General features: G+C 68.9%; 23 protein-coding genes and 1 tRNA gene. 12 read left to right on the forward strand and 12 right to left on the reverse strand.

The window, feature by feature from the left end:
• The first annotated feature begins 188 nt into the window (after positions 1–188).
• The 9 genes from BUF17_RS08180 to BUF17_RS08220 all read left to right on the forward strand — a co-directional run bounded on the left by BUF17_RS08180 (position 189) and on the right by BUF17_RS08220 (position 8,274).
• Positions 189–980, forward strand: a complete 792-nt coding sequence (locus BUF17_RS08180; RefSeq protein ID WP_073627501.1) for an ATP-binding cassette domain-containing protein — start codon at positions 189–191, stop codon at positions 978–980.
• Positions 977–2,071: an ABC transporter permease gene (locus BUF17_RS08185; RefSeq protein ID WP_084564289.1), complete on the forward strand. Its 1,095-nt coding sequence runs from the start codon at positions 977–979 to the stop codon at positions 2,069–2,071. Before BUF17_RS08180 ends, BUF17_RS08185 begins: the two co-directional genes overlap by 4 nt.
• 32 nt (positions 2,072–2,103) lie before the next feature.
• Positions 2,104–3,102, forward strand: coding sequence for an ABC transporter substrate-binding protein (locus BUF17_RS08190; protein ID WP_073627503.1), 999 nt, complete (start codon positions 2,104–2,106; stop codon positions 3,100–3,102).
• An 87-nt stretch (positions 3,103–3,189) separates the two neighbouring features.
• A complete protein-coding gene (locus BUF17_RS08195; protein ID WP_073627505.1) occupies positions 3,190–3,972 on the forward strand; it encodes an SDR family NAD(P)-dependent oxidoreductase in 783 nt (260 codons plus the stop codon).
• A 21-nt stretch (positions 3,973–3,993) separates the two neighbouring features.
• A complete protein-coding gene (locus BUF17_RS08200) occupies positions 3,994–4,488 on the forward strand; it encodes a dimethylamine monooxygenase subunit DmmA family protein (protein WP_073627507.1) in 495 nt (164 codons plus the stop codon).
• 23 nt (positions 4,489–4,511) lie between these two features.
• Entirely contained in the window at positions 4,512–5,462 is a 951-nt protein-coding gene (locus BUF17_RS08205; RefSeq protein ID WP_073627509.1) for a PDR/VanB family oxidoreductase, read from the forward strand.
• 14 nt (positions 5,463–5,476) lie between these two features.
• Positions 5,477–6,511 (forward strand): heme-dependent oxidative N-demethylase family protein, encoded by a 1,035-nt coding sequence (locus BUF17_RS08210; protein WP_073627511.1) that lies wholly within the window; start codon positions 5,477–5,479, stop codon positions 6,509–6,511.
• 143 nt (positions 6,512–6,654) lie between these two features.
• Positions 6,655–6,867, forward strand: a complete 213-nt coding sequence (locus tag BUF17_RS08215) for a hypothetical protein (RefSeq protein WP_073627513.1) — start codon at positions 6,655–6,657, stop codon at positions 6,865–6,867.
• 438 nt (positions 6,868–7,305) lie between these two features.
• Positions 7,306–8,274 carry a bile acid:sodium symporter family protein gene (locus BUF17_RS08220; RefSeq protein ID WP_139282468.1) on the forward strand — a complete coding sequence of 323 codons (969 nt, stop codon included), beginning with the start codon at positions 7,306–7,308 and terminating at the stop codon, positions 8,272–8,274.
• Between the two features lie 70 nt (positions 8,275–8,344).
• Here the strand turns inward: BUF17_RS08220 and BUF17_RS08225 are convergent, their stop codons facing one another.
• Positions 8,345–9,085, reverse strand: a complete 741-nt coding sequence (locus BUF17_RS08225; RefSeq protein WP_428977634.1) for an HPP family protein — start codon at positions 9,083–9,085, stop codon at positions 8,345–8,347.
• Between the two features lie 161 nt (positions 9,086–9,246).
• On the opposite strand from BUF17_RS08225, the gene BUF17_RS08230 reads away from it, so the two are divergent.
• Complete coding sequence (locus BUF17_RS08230; RefSeq protein WP_073627519.1) at positions 9,247–9,459, forward strand: hypothetical protein; 213 nt, start codon at positions 9,247–9,249, stop codon at positions 9,457–9,459.
• 101 nt (positions 9,460–9,560) lie between these two features.
• Here the strand turns inward: BUF17_RS08230 and BUF17_RS08235 are convergent.
• From BUF17_RS08235 to bfr, 5 genes are all read right to left on the reverse strand, one after another.
• Positions 9,561–9,636 (reverse strand) — tRNA-Thr (locus BUF17_RS08235).
• A gap of 238 nt (positions 9,637–9,874) precedes the next feature.
• A complete protein-coding gene (locus BUF17_RS08240) occupies positions 9,875–11,479 on the reverse strand; it encodes a heme biosynthesis protein HemY (protein WP_073627521.1) in 1,605 nt (534 codons plus the stop codon).
• A gap of 24 nt (positions 11,480–11,503) precedes the next feature.
• A complete protein-coding gene (locus BUF17_RS08245; protein WP_139282470.1) occupies positions 11,504–12,556 on the reverse strand; it encodes a COG4223 family protein in 1,053 nt (350 codons plus the stop codon).
• A 745-nt stretch (positions 12,557–13,301) separates the two neighbouring features.
• Entirely contained in the window at positions 13,302–14,024 is a 723-nt protein-coding gene (locus BUF17_RS08250) for a uroporphyrinogen-III synthase (RefSeq protein ID WP_073627525.1), read from the reverse strand.
• A gap of 372 nt (positions 14,025–14,396) precedes the next feature.
• Positions 14,397–14,879: a bacterioferritin gene (gene bfr, locus BUF17_RS08255; protein WP_073627527.1), complete on the reverse strand. Its 483-nt coding sequence runs from the start codon at positions 14,877–14,879 to the stop codon at positions 14,397–14,399.
• A 164-nt stretch (positions 14,880–15,043) separates the two neighbouring features.
• Here bfr and BUF17_RS08260 point away from each other — a divergent pair, with 164 nt between their 5' ends.
• Positions 15,044–15,496: a hypothetical protein gene (locus BUF17_RS08260; RefSeq protein ID WP_073627529.1), complete on the forward strand. Its 453-nt coding sequence runs from the start codon at positions 15,044–15,046 to the stop codon at positions 15,494–15,496.
• Positions 15,497–15,519: 23 nt separating this feature from the next.
• Here BUF17_RS08260 and BUF17_RS08265 read toward each other — a convergent pair whose 3' ends face one another.
• Together BUF17_RS08265 and BUF17_RS08270 are read right to left on the reverse strand one after the other, a co-directional pair.
• Positions 15,520–15,963, reverse strand: a complete 444-nt coding sequence (locus tag BUF17_RS08265) for a hypothetical protein (protein WP_073627531.1) — start codon at positions 15,961–15,963, stop codon at positions 15,520–15,522.
• Between the two features lie 217 nt (positions 15,964–16,180).
• Complete coding sequence (locus BUF17_RS08270) at positions 16,181–17,224, reverse strand: Tim44 domain-containing protein (RefSeq protein WP_073627533.1); 1,044 nt, start codon at positions 17,222–17,224, stop codon at positions 16,181–16,183.
• A gap of 294 nt (positions 17,225–17,518) precedes the next feature.
• On the opposite strand from BUF17_RS08270, the gene BUF17_RS08275 reads away from it, so the two are divergent.
• Complete coding sequence (locus BUF17_RS08275) at positions 17,519–18,160, forward strand: HAD family hydrolase (RefSeq protein WP_073627535.1); 642 nt, start codon at positions 17,519–17,521, stop codon at positions 18,158–18,160.
• 186 nt (positions 18,161–18,346) lie between these two features.
• On the opposite strand, the gene BUF17_RS08280 is transcribed toward BUF17_RS08275, so the two are convergent.
• From BUF17_RS08280 to BUF17_RS08295, 4 genes are all read right to left on the reverse strand, one after another.
• Positions 18,347–19,846 carry a phosphomannomutase/phosphoglucomutase gene (locus tag BUF17_RS08280; protein WP_073627537.1) on the reverse strand — a complete coding sequence of 500 codons (1,500 nt, stop codon included), beginning with the start codon at positions 19,844–19,846 and terminating at the stop codon, positions 18,347–18,349.
• Between the two features lie 101 nt (positions 19,847–19,947).
• Positions 19,948–20,622 carry a uracil phosphoribosyltransferase gene (gene upp, locus BUF17_RS08285; RefSeq protein ID WP_073627539.1) on the reverse strand — a complete coding sequence of 225 codons (675 nt, stop codon included), beginning with the start codon at positions 20,620–20,622 and terminating at the stop codon, positions 19,948–19,950.
• Positions 20,623–20,777: 155 nt separating this feature from the next.
• Positions 20,778–22,016, reverse strand: a complete 1,239-nt coding sequence (locus BUF17_RS08290) for a URC4/urg3 family protein (protein ID WP_073627541.1) — start codon at positions 22,014–22,016, stop codon at positions 20,778–20,780.
• A 148-nt stretch (positions 22,017–22,164) separates the two neighbouring features.
• Positions 22,165–23,403 carry a GTP cyclohydrolase II gene (locus BUF17_RS08295; RefSeq protein WP_073627543.1) on the reverse strand — a complete coding sequence of 413 codons (1,239 nt, stop codon included), beginning with the start codon at positions 23,401–23,403 and terminating at the stop codon, positions 22,165–22,167.
• Positions 23,404–23,715 lie beyond the last annotated feature (312 nt).

Raw genomic sequence — 23,715 nt, forward strand, 5'->3', positions numbered from 1 at the left:
TTGTGCATAATCCCGGTGAAATACCCCTTGCGTCCCGGTCGAAAAAAGAACGTAATCGATTTCGGTAATCGGTTGCGTATCGATCTCCCGCCGATCTGGCGCGGGACTCGCATCGGTCGCGTATCGACCCCGTCCAACGGCGCCTCCGCAGCGGAAACGGCGCCGGGCCTGGCATCGAAAGGTCCGCCATGAGTGCCTCGAACGATCATCGCCGCACCGCTGCCGGATCGACGCCGGCGATCGAAGCCACGGGCATCCTCAAGAATTTCGGTTCGCTGGAAGTGCTGCGCGGCGTCTCGGTTGCGCTGCATCGGGGCGAGGTGACGGCGATCGTCGGCGACAACGGCGCCGGCAAGTCGACCTTCATGAAGATGCTGAGCGGCGAGTATATTCCCGATGGCGGGGAAATCCGCGTCGACGGCAAGCCCGTGCAGTTCCGCAGCACCCACGATGCCCAAGCCTACGGCATCGAGACGGTCTATCAGGACCTGGCTCTGGCGCCCGACCTGACGGTCCCCGCGAACGTGTTTCTCGGCCGCGAGCTGAAGCACGGCGGCTGGAAGGGTCGCCTCGGCATCCTCGACCGGCCGTCGATGCTGGCTGAGAGCCACGCGGTGCTGAGTTCACTCGGCGTGAGGGTGAAGTCCTACCGTGCCGCCACCAACCGCTTGTCCGGCGGCCAGCGCCAGGGCGTCGCCATCGCCCGCGCGCTGAAATGGGCGCAGCACGCCATTCTCATGGACGAGCCGACGGCCGCCCTCGGCGCCCGGCAGCGCGAGATGGTCTATCAGGCGATCCGCAAGGCGGCCGAGCGCAACCTCGCCGTGCTCCTGATCTCCCACGATCTCCCGCAGGTGATCGAACTCGCCGACCGCATCATCGTGATGCGTCAGGGCCGGGCCGTCGCCGATCTGTCGCCCTCCGCGGTCACGGTGCGCGACGTGGTGGACGCCATGCTCGGCGCCAAGGAGGCGGCATGACCGGCGCCGCAACCACCCCTTCCCATCCGGACTTCAAGGCCGCCGCCATGACCTCTCCCCCGACGCCCCCGATGCAGAACGACCATCAGAGCCTGTTCGCGCGGCTGCGCGGCGCCACGGCGTTCTGGATGTTCCTCGTGCTTCTCGGGCTGGTGGCGGTGTTCTCGGCGATCTCGCCGAACAACGTCTTCCTCAGCCTGAACAACCTCTTCACCATCGCGCTGAACGCCTCGCAGCTCATCCTGCTCGCCTGCGGCATGACGTTCCTGCTCGGCGCGCGCCACCTCGACCTGTCGATCGGCTCCAACGTCGTGCTGTCGTCGGTGCTGGCGGCGAAGACCATCACCGCGCTCGCCGGCACGCCCGACGAGGTCGCGATGGGAGAGTACCCGAATCTCGCGCTGGCGGTGACGTCCGGCACGCTCGTCGCCTTCGCCACCTCCATCGCGTTCGGTGCGGTGAACGGGTTTCTGGTGACGCGGCTGAAGCTCAGCTCGTTCCTGGTCACGCTCGCCACCACCGCCATCGGGCTCGGGCTCGCGCTCGTCATCACCCATGGCGCAAACGTGCCCCACCTTCCCCGGGTGCTGCAGACCTCGTTCGCCGTCTACCGCGTGTTCGGCTTCGTGCCGATGCCGGTGATCATCGCCCTGGCCGTGGCGGCGGTGCTGTGGTTCGTGCTGTCGCAGACCACCTATGGCACCCACACGCTCGCCATCGGCTCCTCGCCGGATTCGGCGCGCCGGGCTGGCATCGCGACCGACCGCCACGTCACGTCGCTGTTCATGCTGATGGGCGCGCTCGCCGGCGCCACCGCGATGCTCGACATCTCGCGGTTCGCCACCACCAACATCAGCGGCCATCAGACAGACAGCCTGCAGGCGATCGCCGCGGCCGTGATCGGCGGCACCAGCCTGTTCGGCGGTATCGCCTCGCTGCCTGGCGCGGTGGTCGGCGCGCTCATCCCCGTCGTGCTGGCGACCGGCCTCGTCATCATGCGGGTCGACTCGTTCTACCAGCTCATCGTCGTCGGCATGATCGTCATCGCCGCCGTCTATATCGACCAGCGCAACCGCGCGCGCGAAACCTGACAAAGACAAGCCAGAGGAGTGGGATTAAGGTCATGAAGCTGAACGCTTTCACACCCGCAGCCTTGATGTGCGGCGTTGCCGTGCTCTTCGGCGGCGTCCTCGTCGGCAGCCTCGGCGCGGCGACGCCGGCCGCTGCCGATCCGGTCAAGATCGCGGCCCTGCCGGGTCAGGTCGGCATCCCGTTCTACACGTCGATGCAGTGCGGCGCGCAGGCCGCGGCCAAGGAATTCGACGTGAAGCTGAGCTGGGCCGGCCCGCCGGACTGGGACATCGCCCAGCAGCAGCCCTTCATCGACGCCGCGCTCCAGCTGAAGCCCCAGGGCGTGATCCTCGCCCCGACCGACAGCGGCGCCCTCGTCTCGCAGGTGGAGGCGATCGAGGCCGGCGGCACGCCGGTCGTCACGGTCGACGCCCCGCTCGACAAGCCGGTCGAGACCCAGAGCATCCAGTCGAACCACTATCTCGGCGGTGAAGCCGCCGCCAAGGCGATGAACGACGTCGCCGGCGGTGACGGCACCTTCGTGGTCGTCGGCATGCGCCCCGGCCTGCCGGACATCGACGCCCGGGTGAAGGGTTTCGTCGACACCTTCTCCAAGGAGAACCCGAAGGCCACCATCCTGCCGGTGCTCTATCCCGAGACGAGCTCCACCAAGGCGGCCGAACAGGTTGCTGCCGCGATCCAGGCGAACCCGGATCTCAAGGGCGTCTACGTCACCCATTCGGCCGCGGCCGAAGGCGCCTCGGCGGCGATCCTCGAAGCCGGCATGCGCGGCAAGATCAAGCTGATCTCGTTCGATGCCGACCCCCAGCAGATCCGCGACCTGCGCGACGGCGTGTATGACGCGCTGATCGTCCAGGAGCCCTACCAGATGGGCTACGACGCCGTGAAGACCCTCGCCGAGCTCGTGCGCGGCAAGATTAAGAAAAGCGACGTCCAGCATGATCACTTCCTGCCGTCCGTCATCGTGACGCGGGAGAACATGAGCGACCCGAAGATCGCAGCCTCGTTCTACAAGGCGACCTGCGATTGACGGCGTGGGGCAGCGCGCCGCCTCTCCCCCCCTGCGGCGCGCTGCCTCCTTGCCTCTGACGATTTTCTCCCACGGAGTGGAAGTGCAGTGTCCGGGCGTCTCCAAGGCCGCGTCGCCATTGTCATTGGTGCCGCACAGGGAATAGGCGCGGCGATCGCGCGCCGCTTCGCCCGCGAAGGCGCGCAGGTCGTCGTCGCCGATCTCGACGAAGCCGGCGGCTCGCGGCTCGCCGGCGAACTCGGCAACGGTGCCCTGTTCCATCGCACCGACGTCGCCGCCGACGGCAGCAGCGAAGCGCTCGCCGAAGTCGTCGCCGCCCGGTTCGGTCGCATCGATATCCTCGTGCAGAATGCCGGCATCTATCCCGCGAGTCTGATCGAGGAGACCTCGCTCGATCAGTGGAGCCGGGTGCTCACGACCAATCTCACCGGCACGTTCCTCGCCGCCAAGGCCTGCCTGCCGGCGATGCGCGCGCAGTCCTACGGGCGGATGATCTTCACCTCCTCCATCACCGGACCGCGAGTGAGCGCGCCGGGCACGGCGGCCTATTCGGCCAGCAAGGCCGGCATCAACGGCTTCATCCGCACCGCGGCGCTCGAATTTTCCGGCTACGGCATCACCGTCAACGGCATCGAGCCCGGCAACATCATGACCGAGGGCCTGACGGCCGGCCGCGGGCCGTCGTTCATCGCCGCGATGACGGCCTCGATCCCCCTCGGCCGGCTCGGCACGCCGGACGACATCGGTGCCGCCGCGACCTATCTTGCCTCCGAGGAAGCCGGATTCGTCACCGGCACGACCATCGTCGTCGACGGCGGCCAGATCCTGCCGGAATCCAAGGCGTTCGCCGATCCCGAAAGCTGGAGCTGACCGGAGGGAGCGGACATTCGGATGGAAGGCACCAGCCGCAGCCTGCCGCTCTACGCGCCGCTTGCCCTCGACCCGACGGGGCGGGAGCATCTCGCGGTGCTCGATGCCGCCGCCGTGCTCGACGATCCCGCGTTCGGAAGCGCGGAGGTCTGGCAGGTCGGGCGCAGCCATCCGGGCACGGCCGAATTACTCGCCGCCCTCGGTGACCGGCTCGCGACGGCCTCGGTCGGGCTCAGGCTCTATGCGCTCGGAAGCGAGGATTTTCTCTGGTCCGTCATGGCCGCAGCCCATGCTGCCGGGCTCGGCCGGGACGAGGTGCGGCTCGCCTGCACTGGCGATCCGGCCCGGCGCATCCGCTGCGTCCATTGCCAGCACATCGGCGTCGCCCCGCTCGGGCGGCTTGACGATACGACGGTGACCTGCGGCGGGTGCGGGCGGCGCCTGACACTGCGGCCGCATTTCTCACCGCGTCTCGGCGCTTATCTCGGCGTCGCCGAACCCGGGGGCACGCCATGACGTCGGGCCGCTCTACAACCCGGATGCCCGTCCCTCCGATCGCCGTGCGCATCGCCGTCATTGAGGCGCTGTCAGCCACGCTCCGCCGCTTCGCGCTTGAGCCGGCCGACGGCGCGGTGCTGGCGCCGGCCGCACCAGGAGCCCACATCCTCGTCGCGCTCGACGACGGCGGCGGCACGGTGCGGCGCAATGCCTATTCGCTGATCGAGCCCCCGGACCGCCTCAACCGCTACGAAATCATCGTGCGGCACGCTGAAGCCTCACGCGGAGGCTCGGCCTACCTGCACAAGCGCGCCGGTGTCGGCGATATCCTGCGGGTGCTGCCGCCGCAGAGTGCCTTTCCGCCGGTCGCCTCCGCCCGCCAGCATGTGATGGTCTCGGCCGGCATCGGCATCACCCCGTTCCTGTTCTATCGCCGCGCCTTCGAAACGACCGGCGGCTCTTGGGAACTGCACCAGTGCTGCCGCCCCGACGAGGCAACTGCCTTCGCCGGTCTGGCGGACCTGGACACTGAACAGCGGGTGCACATCCACGCCGGGCGCGGCGCTTTCGACCTCGATGCCGTTCTCTGCCGCCAGCCGCTCGGCACCCACCTCTATTGCTGCGGGCCGGCCGGGTTCATGGCGGCGGTGCGGGACCGGGCGACCGCCCTCGGCTGGCCGCCCTCGCGCCTCCACGAGGAACGCTTCGGCGACACCACAGCGGGAACGCCATTCACGGCGTGGCTCGGCCGCAGTCGGCGAGAGATCACCGTCGGCGCCCACGAGAGTCTGCTCGAAGCACTGGAGACCGCCGGGCTGGAGGTGCCGTTCCTGTGCCGCGGCGGCGTCTGCGGGGCCTGCCGCGTCGGCGTGACCGAGGGCGGGATCGACCATCGCGACAGGGTTCTGACCGAGGGCGAGCGAACGGCGGGCGACACCCTGCTGGCTTGCATCTCCCGCGCGGCCGGTTCCCGCCTCGTGCTCGACCTTTAGGACGGAATGCCGCGATGACGGACCCGCAGCCTGAGACCTTCCGCAACGCGCTCCGCTTCCGCAACAGCCCGGAGACGATCCGCCGCTTTCCGTTCCCGTTCGAGGCGGACGCCTACCGCACCTCGACCAATCTCGAGCAGCACGACCGCACCGGTCCCGGCCCGGCCTATCGGGCGCTGTTCGACATCGACGCGCACTACGATGAGGAAATGCGCGAGAAGGCCTTCGTGCTGGCGAACGACCCCGCGCGCTGCCAGATACTGCCGCACATGGCGCCGGCGGCGTGGGACGCCCTCGGCTACATCATGGAAAATCTCACCCGCGACTTTCCCGCCGATTTCAGCCTCGACCGTGCGGGAGAGCGCTGGCGCTGGCGCAATCGCCGGCTCGGCATCGACCGGGCCTTCCGCTTCGGCGACGATGCCTCGCTGCCCGGCGGCCCGCTCGACTTCATCGGCCGGCAGGTGCAGGGCGACCTCATCCTGCTCGACCAGCGCGACGGCAATCTCTGGCTCGACGGCGGAATGCTGACGGCGGCGCAGGGCTGGTCGCTCGATTTCAATCTCGGCATGAGCTGGACCGAGTGGCATGGCCCGGTGACTGGGGCCAATGAGGTCGCGGTGATCGACCGGGGCCTTGCCTTCACCCTCGCCCTAAGGCCCGAGGCGCCGGTGCGCCGGCCAAACTGGATCGTCTGCATCACGCCGCGGCTCGACAACAGCCTGGAGACCTATCCGGACTGGGGCGCGGCCTATACCGGTGCGCCACCCGCCGACATCGGCCGGGACGTGTTCCTGCGGGTGGAGATGCAGCAGCTCTTCCGCCTGCCGCGCAGCAACGCGGTGCTGTTCGCCATCCGCGTCTACATGGCGAGCCTCAATGACCTCGCCACCGTGCCGAAGTGGGTCAAGCGGCTCCACCGCGTGTTTCGCGACCTGCCGGACGATATCGAGCGCGTGAAAGGCCTGCCGTTCCGCCGCGAGATCGTGGCGTGGCTCGCCGCCCACGACGACGGCAGCCCGCTCACCCCGGGCCGGGGCCCCGAATAGCGCCCGCACGCCACCGGTTTTGCCTGCCATGAAAACAACATGGTGCGATCGCGATTGTAGGACGAGGCGGGTCCTAACGTTTGTCTTACGTTCGAATCGTATCGTGGTCGTCAAATCTGGGCTTCGGGGGGCCTGAAAACTGGGTGTCCGTCGTGAGTTATCAGTCCGTCATCGACCAGGCTCATCCCTATCCCGCCATCGAGTACCACCGCCCGATGTCGGCGCGCCTCGCGCGCCATGAGGCGCGCAATACACGCCGCCTGAACGTCCGGCTTCCCAAGGGGCATCCTTATCGCACGCTGCCGGTCTGGATTCCCTACCCGCTCGCGCGCACACTGGCCTTCCTCGGTCTCTAGAACCTGTCCCGTTCGATCGAAACGATCTGAACGACAAGGATAGGTTCCAGACCTTCAAGCGCGTGTGCTTTCCCGTCGATCGGATGTCCATCCGATCGGAGAGCACTTTGGCTTGGCGGATTGACGATCCCGCCGACAGGCCTGCGGCCGCGCGGCACGCCTAATGCCGCGGGCGTGCCCGCCGGACGCGACCCGTCGCCGGGCGGCGGCGGGCCGGCAGATTCGCTTTGCCTTCCCATGCCCGCGCCCCTATTTTCCGCGCCGGACGCACGGGCCCTGCCCGGTCGCGTCGAGGCGCGTTCCGGCTGAGACCCTCTCCCGGCGAGGCAGAACGCGCGTCGTTGAAATCGTGGACGGACCGGCTTCGCGCGGAATGCCGCAGCGCCCCGCCCCCGGACCGGGACCCGCGCGGCGATGCCGGCGCGGTGGGAGGTAAACTTGGCATTCATCGCGCGTTTCTCGGCGTTCGTCGGCAAGACGTTCGCCTTCTGGACCATCCTGTTCGCGGTCCTCGGCTTCGCCTTCCCGGACGTCTTCCGGCAGATCGGGCCCTATATCGTCATCCTGCTCGGCATCATCATGTTCGGCATGGGCCTGACGATCTCGGCGGACGATTTCCGCGAGGTGGTCCGCCGCCCGCTCGACGTGCTGATCGGCGTGCTCGCGCAGTTCATCATCATGCCGCTGCTGGCGTTCGGGCTTACCCGGGTGATTCCGATGCCGCCGGAGGTCGCGGCCGGCGTGATCCTGGTCGGCTGCTGCCCCGGCGGCACGTCGAGCAACGTGATGACCTATCTCAGCAAGGGCGATGTCGCGCTTTCGGTGGCGTGCACCAGCGTCACGACCCTGCTCGCGCCGATCGTCACCCCGTTCCTGGTGTGGGCGCTTGCCAGCCAGTTCCTGCCCGTGAACGCGCTGGCGATGTTCATGAGCATCCTGCAGGTTGTGCTCGTGCCTCTGGCGCTCGGCTTCGCGCTGCAGAAGATCGCGCCCGGTATCGTCAAGGCCGCCGTGCCTGTGCTGCCGCTCGTCAGCGTCACCGGCATCGTGCTGATCGTGGCGGCCGTCGTCGGCGCCAGCAAGGGCGCCATCGTGCAGTCCGGCCTGATGATCTTCGCCGTGGTGGTCATCCACAACGGGCTCGGCTACCTGCTCGGCTACTTCGCCGCGCGCGCCACGGGGCTGTCCCTCGCCAAGCGGAAGGCGATCGCCATCGAGGTCGGCATGCAGAACAGCGGTCTCGGGGCCGCACTGGCGAATGCCCACTTCTCGCCGCTCGCGGCGGTGCCGAGCGCCATCTTCAGCGTCTGGCATAACATTTCCGGCGCGCTGCTCGCGAACTATTTCGCTGCCCGCACGGACGAGCCCGCGCCGTCGAGCGCCCGCAAGGGTACCGGCGCCCGCTGAGAAAAGCCCGGCCGATCGGATGCTCCCATCCGATCGGCCGCACTCAAGCCGCCCTTTCAAGCCGCCGTCTTCAGCGGGCGCTGGAGGCAACCGCTGCGGCCTTCGTCGCGCCGCCCTTCTGCCGTGCGCGAGCGACGGCCCGCCGCTCGACGTCGCGCAGCAATCGTTCGACATCACCCGGATCGATATCGAACGGCTCGCCGAGGTCCTCGAGCGCCGCTTCGACATCTTCCCGGTCGAATCGCCACGGCAGCGGGCCGGCCGCCGGAGCGCTCTTCGGCACCACGTGCGGATAGCTGTGGCCAGAGGCGCGATGATAGAGCCATGCGCAGCCGACCAGCACCGCTGCGTTCAGGCCGACCGGCAGCAGAGGGAGCAGGTAGCTCGACGACGCGCCTGCGAACAGGCCGACAAGGGCGGCAGCGCCACCAGGCGGGTGCAGACAGCGCAGCAATGACATGACCCCGATGGCGACCGCCACCGCGATGCCGGCTGACACGGCGGACAGCGGCATGACGTGCGCCACGGCGACGCCGACCAAAGCCGAGACGACATTGCCGCCGATGGCCGGCCACGGCTGCGCCATCGGGCTCGACGGAACGGCGAACAACAGGACGGCCGATGCACCCATCGGCGGAACGATCCAGAGAAGATGCGTGGTGTCCGCCGCCGCGAAACCGGACGCGAACGCCGTCAACCCGATGCCGGCAAAGGCTCCGAGGCAAGCAAGCAGCCGGTCACGCAGCGTCGTTCCCGGCAAAATAGGGCGAAAGTGAAGCAGGCGGCGAAACCCGGACAAGACGATCTCCAACGACGCCGTACAAAAACCAACTGAGGCTCAAAATCTCGTGAGCATCGATCCCGCTGCGACACGGAAAGGACGCGCGGGTACCGTTTCGTACACGCTTCGGATCCAACAGGACGACGGCGCGTTCTTCCTTACGTGACGAAGCAACGCGTGAGGACAGATCGATGACGGACCAGAACGGTGACCCGACCCCCGGTGGCTACGAACCAACGGTCGTTCCCCCCGCCCCCGATCCGAAGGAACCACCGGACACCGGTCCCTCCGGACCGCGCACGCCTTACCCGGTGAACGATCCCGGCATCGGCGAACCCGGCGGCCCCGGTTCCGAACCGGACTATCTGCCGGGAACGCCGACCGATCCCGGCACGCGATATTGATGCACGGCCACACGCACGTTTGACGGTCGCGGATGGCTCGAGTCGATCTCGGAAATGGGAAGAGCCGGAACGCAGCCGCCATTCGGCGCGTGAGAAACAAGTGGTGCCGCTTGTCAGACTCGAACTGACGACCTCCGCATTACGAATGCGATGCTCTACCAACTGAGCTAAAGCGGCCCGCGCCGAATTCGGCGACGCCCCTGCCGGGACGAGCCCGGCCGGGTCGGGGAGTGAAATACCCACTATCGCGGCCCGATGCAAGCGGCCCGTGGAGGCGCATCGCCGCACGGACCGTCTTGCCGCGCAAGGGTGTGAATATCCCCGGCAGCACGTCGCTGCGCAGAACCGATCCCGCAGAAACGCATGTGAGCCCGGCGCGCCTCATGTAGCAGCCGGGCCTCTGCTATCCCCTCCGCTAGGACCGCGCGGCGACCTTCGCGGCGGACGTCGTCGTGAGGTCGTCCTCATCGAAATCCGGCCCCGGATCGTCGGGCGGATGGCTGAGCGAGAACGGCTCCGCTTCGGAGGGCGAAGCCGTAGCCGATTCGGATGCCGGGCGTGGCCGGGGCACATCCGGCGGGGTGCCGGGAGCGACGGCCGCCGCGGGCGGCACAGGGCCCGTGGCGACGGCGGGACTGGCGGAGGCCGCGGCCGCAGGCACGAGTGCCGCGGGCGCAGGGGGCGCCGGCGGCGGGCCGAACAGAGCCTCGTCGACCACCGGCGCGGAGGGAGCGTCCAGCGCCTCCACCGGCACCTTCCACTCGAAGGCATCGAGCCGGCCGGTGACCGGAGAGATCGGGCCCCAATGCTCGCTGACATAGCCGTCCGCGGTCCAGACCGGATCGCGCGGCGCATTGACGGCACGGCCGAGCCATTCGCGCATCCGGCCGCCGGCACCGAACTCCGCCTCCTCCAGGTCCGCCATCAACAGGCAGGCCCGCTGGCTCGGCCGCGTTTCCAGCACCGTGCGCAGAAGGCCGCGCGCGGTCTCGAATTCGCGGGCCTCGATGGCGGCGTGGGCGACCGCGAGTTCGCCTTCGACATGCCGGGGCGAAAGCGCCGCGAGCGCTCGCATCCGCTTCAGCCGGTCGCGGGCACTGTCACCGGGGCGAATCGCGGCATAGGTCTCGGCCAGTTCGGGGTGCGGCGAGCGCTTCCACGTCGCCTCCACGACCTTGGTCGCCTTGCGGACTTCGCCGTTGCGGGTGAGCAGGCGACCGGCGACGGCCGCCGCCGGTTCGAGATCGGGAGCGAGGCTGTGCGCTTCGAGCGCCATGGCCCGCGCCAGTTCCGGATCACCGGCCTCGAGCTCCAGCGCGCGCGCCGTCAACAGCACGGCCTTGAGGCGCCGCGCACGCGGCTTCTCGACGAGCCGGGCACCGGCATTGCGCGACAGCAATTCGATGGCGCGGTCGAACTGTCGCGCGGCGGCCGCCTGCTCGAACAGGGCCGATGCGGCCCAGGGCAGTGCCGGCGCCTCGCGCGCGGCACGCTCGGCATAGGAATGGGCGGCCTCGGCCGCGCCCTCCCGGGTGGCCTCGACGAACAGCCCGCGCAGGCCGAGAAGCCGGGTCTCCTCACGCTCCAGCATGGCCTCGAAGGCGGCGCGCGCGCCGGCACGGTCGCCCGCGAGCTGCGCGGTCTGCGCTTCGAGCAGCCGGGTCGCCGGATCGTGCGGCACCGCGCGGCGGGCCTCCGTCATGTACCGGCGGGCGAGACGCAGATCGCCGGCGCCGACGGCCACAAGCCCGCGCGACAGCGCATTGCGGCCGCGCTCGCGCCTCGACCGGACGAAATAGTGGCGGAGCCGCCGGGGCGAGCGCCACAGCGCCACCAGGATCGACCACACCACGAGCACGACCACGACGAACACCAGCAGCGCCACCAGCGCCACCGTCATCGAGGTCTCGACATGGTAGCCGAGCCAGTCGAAGGCGACAGCTCCCGGCCGGTCTGCGATCCAGGAGGCACCCGCCGCGAGCGCGAACACGACGGCGAGGAAGGCGAGGATGCGGATCATCGGACGTCTTTCCTCCCACTGGCCTCAGGGCGTCGCGCCGGCGGCGGCCGGCGGTGTAGCAGTCGGCGCGGCGGCAGACTTGGTCAGTACCGCGTCCGACAGCTTCGCCACCGCCGCCTCGGCATCGACGCGCGCCTTGAGAAGCGCCGCCCAATCGGCCGAGGCCTTCCGGGCGGGGTCCGGCAGACTTTCCCACAGCTTCAGGGCGCCCGGCAGGTCGCCAGATTCCACCGCGGCCTTGAGCCGGCTGGTGATGGCCTCGACATCGTCGCCAGGGATCGGGCCGGTCGGGCGGATATGGACGAGCGCGCGCGCATCGGCGAGGAAACGTTCGAGATAGCTGTCGCCCACGGGCTGTTCGGCGGTTGCGAGAATCGCGTTCTCCGCAGCCTCGAAGCCGCCGGCGATCGCCGCCCGCGTCGGCACACCGCCGACGGCGAAGCCCTCGAGCGGCGCCGTGAGATCGGCCCCGACCCGGCCGGAAAGAAGGGTCAGTTCCGCCGTGAACGAGCCGCCGTCGTCGACGGCCCGCTCCAGGCTCGACAGGGCGAACGCCGTGGCCGCCTCACCGTTGACGTTGGCCGCGCGCACGCCTCGCGCCAGCGTCTCCACCTCGGCATTGAGATCGGCGATCCGTTTGGCGAGGTCGGCGTCGGTCGCCTCCGCCGCACCGAGGCGGGCGGAGAGCGGGGCGAGCGCATCGATGCGGTTGGCGAGGTCCTGCAGCCGGCCCTCGGCCGCGCCGATGCGTTTCGCGGCCTCGTCGAGCGCCGCCTTGTCCGGCGCGGCCGCGACCGCGGCCTTCAGTTCGGCCGAGAGGCTTTCGACCGAGGCACCGAGCTGGCCCAGCGCCTCGTGGTCGGCCTGGACATTGGCCGCAAGGGCGGAGAGGCGGGCCGCGGCATCGCCGGCACCGGCCTTCGCCGCCTCCAGCGCGCCGAGGCGCGCCTCGACGACGTCGGGGATCGCGGAACGGGTTTCGACGGGAAGGCTCACGCGGCCGGAGGCGACGAGCGCATAGCCACCGCCGAGCGCGACGGCACCGCCAAGGATCGCGGCGACGACGGCCGTCGCCACGAGGCCGCCGGTTCCGACACCGCCGGATGCCGTCGGTCGAACCGGATCGGCAGCAGCGGCTTGCGGTGCGCGGGCTTCCGCCGCGGAGGGGCCTCGCGAAGGGGCGTCGTCCGAACGGGTCTCTTCCGCACGGGTTTCGGCCGAAGCGGGCTCCGCAGGCGGCTCGGGCGGCCGCGTTCCGGCCGGCTCCGCGGGCCCGGACGTCGATGAGGCGACGGCCTCGACGGGTGCCGCTTCCGGCGCAGCCTTCCCGGAATCAGGCGCCTCACCGCCGGCGTGCGCGGCGTCCGCCGCCGGCGAATCGGCCCTGGCAAGGTCGATGATCGGCGGCTGACGCTTGCGCGTCCGCTGCACCGGCGGGGTTCCCTTGCCTTCCGGCGCGGCAGTATCGTCGTTCGAAGTCATTGAATGCCCTTGAACTTCCTTTGCGGACTTCCCTTGCATCCGGTGTCGCGCCCCGCCCGTTCAGGCCCGTTGCGCGTACCGGCGGACCGTTCGTTGTTCGCCGTCATCCTATACCCGCCGGCGCCGCGGGAAAGGCCGCAAAAAGTCGGGCGGCCAGGGAGCCGCCCGAAAGCCGGCCCCGGAGAACGAGACCGTCACCAGCGGGACCAGTGACGGCCGATGACCTCAGGCATCTTAGCCGGCCGGAGGACCGGACCGCGAGCCCCAAGATCGCGAGACCGGATTTCGCGCCCAAACCTGCCTCCTGAACAAAGACCCTCCGGTCCCGATTCTCAAACGATCAGCCGCGCGGATCGTTGCCCGTGAGCGCAGCGAACATGCCGGCCTCGTCCGGATGCGGGGCGATGGCGACCCGGCGGGCACCGTCGAGCGGTGCGGCGGCCGCGGCCGAAATCGCGATCACGGGAAGGTCGGCGAGGCGTTCGGCGAGGCCGGCGCGGCCGAGAGCGGCGACGAAGGCCGCTGCGGTGCGCGGCGAATAGACCAGCACCGCATCGACGCTGCCGGCCGCGATCGCCGCGACCGCCTCCGGCGACAGCTCCGCCGCCGGCTCGCTGCGATAGAGCACGGCGACGTGCACCGCGATCCCGGCCGGCGCCAGCAGGGCGCCGAGATCGCCGGCACGGTCCCGCCCCGCCAGATGCAGCACCAGGCCGCGTTCAGGCGGATGCCGCAGGGCGATCAGGCGGGCGAGGTCTTCGACATCGCCTGCGGCACTCGCCACCTCGGCAAAGCCGGCCCGTGCCGCCGCCTTCGCCGTGGCGTCACCCACCGCAAAGGCCGGCAACGCGCGGAGCAACGGCAGCGACGGGAGCCCGGCGGCGGCCTCCACGGCGGCGCGGCTGGTGAAGGCAACGGCGCCGATGCCTTCGCATGCGATCGCGGGCGGCGGCTCCTGAACGAGCGCCAGCATCGGAGAGGAAATCACCGTGTGCCCGAGGGCTTCGAGCCTGCGGCGGGTCTGTGCCGCCTGGGGTTCCGGCCGTGTCAGGAGAAGCCGCATCGCCGCCTGTCGTCTCCGGTGAATCGAGCGCGCCCCGGCTGGCGTCGTCGCCGGAAAAGCAACGCCCCGGACCTTGCGGACCGGGGCGGCGATGTGCAAGCGCTGCGTTCGGCCGCGGAAGGCGCCGGACGGTCAAGGCCAGAGCGCTTTCCGATCTGATGGAACCATCAGATCGACAAGAAATCGCTCCAGATTCAAAAGCTTGAGCATATCCTTATCGTTCAGATCAGTTCGATCTGAACGGGATATGCTCCAGAGCGCTTTCCGATCTGATGGACTCATCAGATCGACGAGAAATCGCTCCAGATTCGAAAGCTTGAGCATATCCTTATCGTTCAGATCAGTTCGATCTGAACGGGATATGCTCCAGGATCAGGCCTCGTTCGCCGGCCCGGACTGAAGCTGGCCGTAGTTCTGGATGCCGATGGCCTCGAGCAGGCTGAGCTGCGTCTCGAGGAAGTCGACGTGGCCTTCCTCGTCCTTCAGGATGGTCTCGACCAGTTCCATGCTGACATAGTCGCCCTTGTCGCGGGTCAGCACGCGCGCCTTGCGATAGAGCTCGACCGCCGAATATTCGGCCTTGAGGTCGTTCTCCAGCACTTCCTTGATGTTGGAGGCGACATGAAGCTGGGACAGCACCTGCAGGTCGGCGTCGCCTTCCAGGAAGATGATGCGCTTCATGAGGGTGGTGGCGTGGTCCATCTCCTCGAGCGCTTCCTCATATTCCTTCTTGGCCATTCGCGTGTGGCCCCAGTGGCTCAACAGGCTGGAATGGAGCCAGAACTGGTTGAAAGCCGCATGCTCGTGCCGCAGGGCCTGATTGAGAATGTCGATGACTTCCGGATCGCCCTTCATGGCACTCGCTCCCATCGTGGCGCGGGGTCTCCCGCGAGATGGCCTGTTTTTATCAAGTCTAAGTTTCAGTGGCAATCGACGCCGGGAGACACTGCGGCGGGAAAGCGGGCTGCCGTCTTGTCGCAGGCGCGGTGCCGGGCGATGGTGGGGTGAGGCAACAGCGGATGACCGTGATTTTCGCGCAGCGCCGCGCCCCGGCCGGATCGGCCGGCGCCGAAGATATCGAGGACCTTGCCGTGGCGATACGCAAATCCCGGGACATATCCCGCACCACCCCCCGCCGTGGGAGGCACGTCGCCGCCGCTGCCGGACTGCTGATGCTGGCCGCCTGCCAGACGGCGCCGCCACAGCCCGTTCTCGAAGGCGCATGGGTACCGGCGAAGGGCGGCAAGGCCTCGCCGGCCGCGACGAACGCCGCGTTCTCGGCATGCCTCGAACAGAGTCGGCAGGCCGCGGCCGCCGGGGGCAACAACGTCCAGGTCACGGGCAACATGCTGAACGCCCTGCCGGATTATCTGGCGGATGCCCGGCAGCACTACCTGATACAGGTCATGCACGCCTGCATGGCCGGCAAGGGCTACGTGCTGGCGCTCAAGCCGGTGACGGTATCCGGCTAGAACCCGGCCAGAGCATATCCCGGTCAGACGCTCCGGTCTGAACGGTTCGGGCTCTCGCGGCCGAGGTCCTCGCCTGCCTCTCCGGATCGCTCCGGGCCGGCTGGCGCCGGGGCTTCCGGCTCCGCGCCGCCGGTGAGGCCGAGCCGCTTCGTGACCTCGTCCATCGGCGTTCCCCGCGGCACGGCGAACCAGGTGCCCGGCACCGAACCGCTGATGGCGACGACCGCACCCTTGGGGCAGATATCGAGGCAATCGACCTCGAACACGGCGACCGCCGCCTTGCGGCCGGTCGCCTTCTTCTTCGCCACCTTGCCCGGCTTCGCCGTCGCCCGCGCCAGCGCCTTGGCGAACGGCAGATCCCCATCGGGACCGAAGCCGCCCTTCAGCTTGCGCTCGCATTTGCGGCAGACGAGCACCACGCCCTCGCTCGCGGCCCGGATGGACTTGATCGGCCGGTGCGACGTCATCTGTCGTCCTGATGCAGCGGAAACGGAACGTGCCGGCGCCCCGGACACCGGGATGCGAAGGCGGTGGGACGTGTGGACGATGGAAGCGGGCCCGTTCGGGCGCGGCCTCGATATCGCGGCGGGCCGTCCGCGTCAAACCAGCGGCTGCGACGCAAAACGGCCGGCCTTGTGGGCCGGCCGCGTCGCGCGGGTCGTTCTCCAACGGCCGATCCGGGGATCAGACCTCCTGGATGGCCGAGAGCTGCCAGTCGCCGCCACGGCGCCGGACGAAGGTCCAGATCTCCGTGGTCTCGGTCGGCCGGGCGGGATCGCCCTCGACAATCTGGCCGTCCGCGCGGGAGCGCATCACGTCGATGCTCTGGTAGCGCATCGCCACCGTCGCAAACTCCTGATCGCCTTCCCGCCAGGCTTCCGCGAGGTCGCCCTGCAGCAGCTTCACGTCGGAAACCTCGTTGCGCAGGCCGCGGGTGGAGTTCTCCGCCAGTTCCTGGCTGAGATAGGACAGGATCTCCGGCGTCGAAAGCCGGCGCAGCGCCTCGAAGTCCTCGCGGCCATAGGCCGCCTGCACCTCCGCCAGCATCTGCTCGAACCGGTCGAAATCGTCGCCGCCGAGGGTGATCGGGGTCGCGGCCGAGCCGCCGCCGAAGCCGCTGGCTCCGAAGCCGTTATTGCCCGCACCCGCCATGCCGCCCGCGCCGGCACCACCGCCGAACAGCCCGCCGAGGCCGCCATTGCCGCCGGTCGCCCTGTTGCCGCCGGCGGGACCGTCGAACGCGGCGCGGCTGTCGTCGCGCGGTCCGCCGGCCGTGGCCGGGGCGGACTGGCCGCGACGCAGGAGGCGCATCACGAACATGATCGCGAGGCCGATCAGCAGCGCCTGGACGATGAAGCCGAACATGCCGGCGAGGCCGCCGAAACCGTTGCCCATCAGCATGCCGATCAGGCCGCCGAGCGCGAGGCCGCCGAGCATGGAGCCGAAGAAGCCGCCGCCGAACAGGCCCGGCCGCCGCGCCTGCTGCGCGGCCGCGCCCGCGGCCATGCCGGGCTGGGTCGCCTGACTCTGGGGCGTCATGGTGCGCTGGATCGGCGCCGCCGTTCCGGGCGCGGTGGTGGTGGGCGGGGGAGCCGAGAACGTCTTGGTGCCACGGCTGCCGAAGCTGCCGCCGCGCCGCGCGTCGGCGGTGTCGAGGGTCGCCGCGGCGAACGTCAACCCCACCATGAGCACGGCGAGTATCCGGCTGCTGCGTGCGAGAAACGACATCTGTGGTTCCTGTAATCCGTTGATTTCAAGTCGCGGAGCGCGAAGCCTTCCGCGCCCGTATGCGTGCCAGATATAGGGATCCGGGCCGCTTTTTCGAGGGAGGCCGGCGCACGCCGGGTTGAACAAGCCGTGAGCGGGCCGTGCGTATCAGCCAATCCGCCAATGCCGGCCGCGAAGATCGCGCACTCTTGACCGCGCCTCCCCTCGCCGCGCACAGTCCCGTGAACGGCCGCCGTCTGGCTCTGGCCGGGCGGTCAAATCGGGGCCGTCAGCGTGGCTTTGGGGAAGAGTTCGATGTCTCGCGATGGGGAAGCCCGGGCCGTCCGCCCGACGACGGTGGTGTTCGATCTCGGAAACGTGCTGCTGCACTGGGACCGGTCCGCCGCCTATCGCTCGCTGCTGGCCGACGAGGCCGAGATCGCCCGGTTTCTGGAAACGGTGGTGCCGCTCGACTGGCACCGCCAGCTCGATGGTGGCCGCAACTGGGAAGAGGCGCTCGGCGAACGGATCGCACTCTATCCCCACCACGAGGCGCTGATCCGCCGCTACCGCACCGGCTTCTCGGACACCATTCCCCACGCGATCGAGGGGACGGTCATGATCCTCGAAGGCCTCGCCGCCGCCGGCATTCCGCTCTACGGGCTCACCAACTTCCCGACGGAGGTCTACGACGAGACCCGCGAGCGGTTCGGCTTCTTCCGCCATTTCCGCGGCGTCGTCGTGTCGGGCTACGAGAAGATGATGAAGCCCGACCCGGCGATCTTCCGGCTGCTCGCCGACCGCTATGCCATCCGCCCGGGCGAGAGCGTGTTCATCGACGACCTCGCCGACAATGTCGAAGCGGCGCGGGCATGCGGCTTCATCGGCATCCGCTTCACCAGCCCGGAGGCGCTCGCCGCCGACCTCTCCCGGCTCGGCCTGCCAGTCGGGCGCTGAGCGTAGCCCCCGCGGGTTCGCGGCGGAGCGCAGCCCGGACATCATCCTTCAGGGTGCCGATCCCCATCACGGGTGACAGAAGAAAGCCGGCGCACCCGTTCGGATACGCCGGCTCTCGAATATCTGGTTCAGCGTGCGTTCGGCGACGAAGCCCGATCCGCGGACCGGGCCTGCCCGGCGCCGCGGTCAGATCGTCTGGTTGTAGGCGCCGATGCCCGGGTTCTCGCGCAGCACGCCGTCGACCGCCTTGAACATCTCGTGGAGGCGGGCTTCGGAAACCGGGCTCTCCACCACGACGACGAGTTCCGGCTTGTTGGACGAGGCGCGCACGAGACCCCAGGTGCCGTCGTCGGAGACGACACGCACGCCGTTGACGGTGACGAGATCGGTGATGGTGTGGCCGCCAACCTTCTCGCCCGACGCCTTCATCTCCTCGAAGCGCTTCACGACCTTCTCGATGACGCCGTACTTCTCCTCGTCGGCGCAGTGCGGCGACATGGTCGGCGAGCCCCAGGTCTTCGGCAGGTCGTCCTTCAGGTTCGCCATGGTCTTCGACGCGTTGCGGTCCAGCATGTCGAGGATGGCGATGGCCGAGATCAGGCCGTCGTCATAGCCGCGGCCGATCGGCTTGTTGAAGAAATAGTGACCGGACTTCTCGAAGCCGGCGATGGCGCCGGTCTCGTTGACGCGCCGCTTCATGTAGGAATGGCCGGTCTTCCAGTAGTCCGCCTTCACCTTGTTGGCGATCAGCACCGGGTCGGTGGCGAACAGGCCGGTGGACTTCACGTCCACCACGAACGTCGCGCCCGGATGCAGCGCGGAGATGTCGCGGGCGAGCATCACGCCCACCTTGTCGGCGAAGATCTCGTCGCCCGTGTTGTCGATCACGCCGCAGCGGTCACCGTCGCCGTCGAAGCCGAAGCCGACGTCCGCGCCGGTGCGCAGCACCTCGTCGCGGATCGCGTGGAGCATCTCCATGTCTTCCGGGTTCGGATTGTAGCGGGGGAAGGTGTAGTCGAGCTCGGTATCGAGCCGCACCACCTCCACGCCGAGCGCCTCGATCACCTGGGGCGCGAACGCGCCCGCGGTGCCGTTGCCGCAGGCGACCACGGCCTTGATCTTGCGGGAGAGCTTCGGCCGGTCCGTCAGGTCCTTGATATAGACCGCCGGGAAGTTCTCGTGGAATTCGTAGGAGCCGCCGCCCGACAGGTCGAACGCAGCCGTAAGCACGATTTCCTTCAGGCGCGACATCTCGCCGGGGCCGAAGGTGAGCGGGCGGTCGCAGCCCATCTTCACGCCGGTCCAGCCGTTCTCGTTGTGGGACGCGGTCACCATGGCAACCGCCGGCACGTCGAGGGCGAACTGGGCGAAATAGGCCATCGGCGTCACCGCGAGGCCGATATCGTGCACCTTGATGCCGGCCGCCATCAGGCCGGAGGCGAGCGCCATCTTGATCGAGGCGGAATAGGAGCGGAAATCGTGGCCGGTGACGATCTCCGGCCGCACGCCATATTCCTTGAGCAGCGTGCCGAGGCCCATGCCCAGGGCCTGCACGCCCATCAGATTGATTTCCTTGCCGAACAGCCAGCGCGCGTCGTACTCGCGGAAGCCCGTGGGCTTCACCATCGGCTCGGATTCATAGGCGTAGGTGTTGGGGACGAGAACCGGCTTCGGGATCGGGAACATGGTTTCACCGCGCCTTATGATGGATTGAGACACAAGAGGTTCGGGGCGCCGTGCGGCACCCCGCCGTCAGATTCTTCTTCTTCGCCGCTGCCGGCATCGCGTCATTTGGTGCCGAACATCCGGTCGCCGGCATCGCCGAGGCCGGGCACGATGTAGCCGTGGGAGTTCAGCCCCTCGTCCACCGCCGCGGTCACGATCGGCACGTCGGGATGGTTGCTGCGGAGCCGTTCGATGCCTTCCGGCGCCGCGAGCAGGCAGACGAAACGCAGGTCGGAGGCGCCGCGTTCCTTCAGCCGGTCGACCGCCGCCACCGCCGAATTCGCGGTCGCCAGCATCGGGTCGAGCACGATCACGCGGCGCTCGTGCATGTCTTCCGGCGCCTTGAAGTAATACTCGACCGCCGTCAGCGTCTTCGGGTCGCGGTAGAGCCCGACATGGGCGACGCGCGCGGAGGGCACGAGGTCGAGCATGCCCTCGAGAAGGCCGTTGCCGGCGCGCAGGATGGAAGCGAACACCAGCTTCTTGCCGGCCAGCACCGGCGCCTGCATCGTCGTCAGCGGCGTCTCGATGGTGGTGGCCGTGAGTTCCAGATCCCGCGTCGCCTCGTAGCACAGGAGCATCGAGATCTCGCGCAGGAGGCGGCGGAACTCCACCGTCGGCGTTTCCTTCACGCGCATCAGGGTGAGCTTGTGCTGCACCAGCGGATGGTCGATGACGCTGACGCCGTGCCGCGCCCACCGCACCGCCACGCTTTCCGCGGCCCCCTCGATCCCCATCAAAATCCCCTGGCCTTCGTTTCGTTGCGGCGACTTTAGAGCATCAGCCCGAAAGCTGTGAAGCGCTTTTCGGAGAGGATCGGCCGTGAATCAAGGGGTTGGAAAGGAACGGCTTTCCGTTTTCCCACCTGTCCGCCGGCCGCTTCTCCGCAGCCTCAGAACACCGTTCCGTCGCTGACGATGGCGAGCGGAGGCCCACCGCCGGGGCGCAATTCCCGCGCGATACGGCGGCCGGCGGCCCAGGTCCCCCCTTCGAGGACGGAGGCGAGCGGCAGCGTTTCGGCATCCAGACCGAGCTTTTCGCGCACCCTGTTGGCGGTCAGGTCGAGCAGAGCGACGGTCAGCGCCCGCCAGCCGACCACGAGCGGCGAGTCGACCGTGTGCTCCCGCAGCGCGTCGGCCGGGTCCTTCAGCGCGATCACGCCGGTGTCGAGGAACAACCCGCCGTTGCGGTATTCGGCGAGGCCCGTGAGCCCGTCCAGGTCCGTCACCTCGATGCCGGTCAGCATCAAAGGCTCGATCAGCGAATAGGACAGCCACTGCGACAGCTTGTGGAGCGGGATGAGCCCGGTCGTCGCGTCCGCCGTCTCGAAGGCCGGATGGCGCCAGGTGTCGCCGAGAGCGATGCCGCCGAGGCTGAGACGCGAGGGCCAGATCGGCCCGAGCGCGTCGAGCACCGTGGCGAGGATCGCCTCGGCCGGCAGCCGCCCGTCCTCGGCGCGGGCGATCAACGCATCGATGATGCCGCCGGGACGCGGCGCGCCGGCAATCGCAAACACGTCCTCTCGATCCGCCACGACCTCGCCGAGCCGGTGCATCAGGTCGAGCCGCCCGGCGAGGCCGGCCAGCGGGTTGCCCGGCCCGACCTGCAGCGCCTCGGCCAGTTCCGCCTCGTCCAGATCCTCAAGCGCCTCGGCGTCGATGCGAATCGGATCGAGCGGCTCGGTGGAGAGCAGGCCGGAGGCCATCATCGCGAAGCTCGCCACCGCGAGCCCCTCGGAGCGGACATGGGTCTCTCCGGTCGCCGGTTCCTCGAAGCGCCAGTCCGGCCCGGCGCCGGCATCGAGCAGAACGCTGACGATGGCGAGATCGGCGGCGGCCCGGGCCTCGTCCTGCGGGTCGTGCCAGCCGCGGGCATCGGCGATCATGCCCCAGCGGTCGTGGCCGCCGGCGGAGAAATGCCGCCAGCGCGAGTGGAACGGCACCTTGAGATCGGGATAGGCGGCCCGGGTGGTCTCGATCACGAGATCGGCGGCGACGTCGAGTTTGCCGAGGTCGACGGAAAGGGCGTCGAGCCGGCCATCGAGCGCGAGGTCGAGCATGAAATGCGCCCGTGTGCGCACGGCGGACGCCGTGAGCAGCGAGCGAGCGGCGGCGGCTTCGGAATCGGTCATCTCAGCATCCGGCAGGCGGTAAGACAGAAGGCGGCAAAGACTATCTCCCGAGCTGATGCGCGGGAGACGGTCGGGAAGGAACAGGCCCGACCAGGGCATTGTTCCCACGGGGGTGGGCTTTGCCCGCAGATGCGCAGCGGCGCGGAGGTCAGATCGGGCGGCCCACCACGGCCGTCAGATCGCTGACACCGTCCGGCGAATAGTATCCGGCCGCCTTCTTGGCCTCGAGTTCGACGCTCGCATCCGCCGGCACCAGCTCGGCCGGGATCGGCACGCGCTCGCCGATATCGATGCCCGACCGCGTGATGGCGTCGTATTTCATGTTCGACATCGAGACGAAGCGGTCGATGCGGCGAATGCCCAGCCAGTGGAGCACGTCCGGCATCAGTTCCTGGAAGCGGGCGTCCTGCACGCCGGCGACGCATTCCGTGCGTTCGAAATAGGTGGCGGCCTGATCGCCGCCCTCCTGACGCTTGCGGGCGTTATAGACGAGGAACTTCGTCACCTCGCCGAGCGCACGGCCTTCCTTGCGGTTATAGACGATCAGCCCGGCGCCGCCATTCTGCGCCTCGCGGACGCATTCCTCGATGCCGTGGATCAGGTATGGCCGGCAGGTGCAGATGTCGGAGCCGAACACGTCTGAGCCGTTGCACTCGTCATGGACGCGGCAGGTCAGCCGGCGGGCCGGATCGGCAATCGCGGTGGGATCGCCGAAGATATAGAGCGTGATGCCGCCGATCGGCGGCAGGAACACGTCGAGGTCGGGCCGCGTCACCAGCTCGGGATACATGCCGCCGGTCTGCTCGAACAGCGTGCGGCGCAGCACCTCGTCGGAAACGCCGAACCGCTCGGCGATGCCCGGCAGGTACCAAACCGGATCGACCGCCGCCTTGACGACCGAGATCTCGCCGGAGGGCAGCATCACCTGGCCGTCGGGCTTGAGGCGGCCGACCTGCATGGCGTGCTCCAGCTCGGGCAGCGTCAGGTGGGCGCGCGTCACGGCGATGGAGGGGCGGATATCGATGCCCTCAGCGATCAGGTCGGCGAACAGGCTCTGCGCCATGTGGCCCCACGGATCGAGCGACACGATCTTGCCGGGCTCGCTCCACTGCGGATAGGGGCCGATATCGATCACCGGGGCGGTGTTGGTGTAGTCGGGCCGCTGGATCGGATTCAGCGCGCCGGCCGAAACCGCGAGCGCCCGATAGAGCGCATAAGCCCCGCCATGAGTTCCGATCACGTTGCGGTCGGCCGGGCGGCTGACGGAGCCGACGATCGGCCCGCGGGCCCGCGGATCGCCCGCTGCCCAGTGGATCGGGAAACGCACCGGGGCGCCGGCACCCGGATGAGAGGTGAGGCGGATGTGAGTCTGGCGGTTTTGGCTCATGATTGGCCTTCGAAACGGTGCCTTCGTCCACCATATGAGGGACGAAGCCCCTGAGACGTCCACGTCCGGCAGGGTGCGCCGGACCGGAAACCATGAGTTTACATCAAATCCCGTGCGCGGGAAGCCGGTAGCGGCGCGGCGTGCCTCCGCCTCCTCCCGGGCAGTTCGGCCGCCGCCGCGCCCGTCATGAGGCTGCTTCAGGTCGAGGCCATGATGATGCGAGACGATCCCGCTGCTGGGCGACCGCGGACAGCCGGTCCCAAGATTGCCGAACCAAAGATCGCCGGTCCCAAGATAGCCGGTCCCAAGATC

Origin of the sequence: Pseudoxanthobacter soli DSM 19599 (assembly GCF_900148505.1) — a bacterium.
Classification (GTDB): domain Bacteria; phylum Pseudomonadota; class Alphaproteobacteria; order Rhizobiales; family Segnochrobactraceae; genus Pseudoxanthobacter; species Pseudoxanthobacter soli.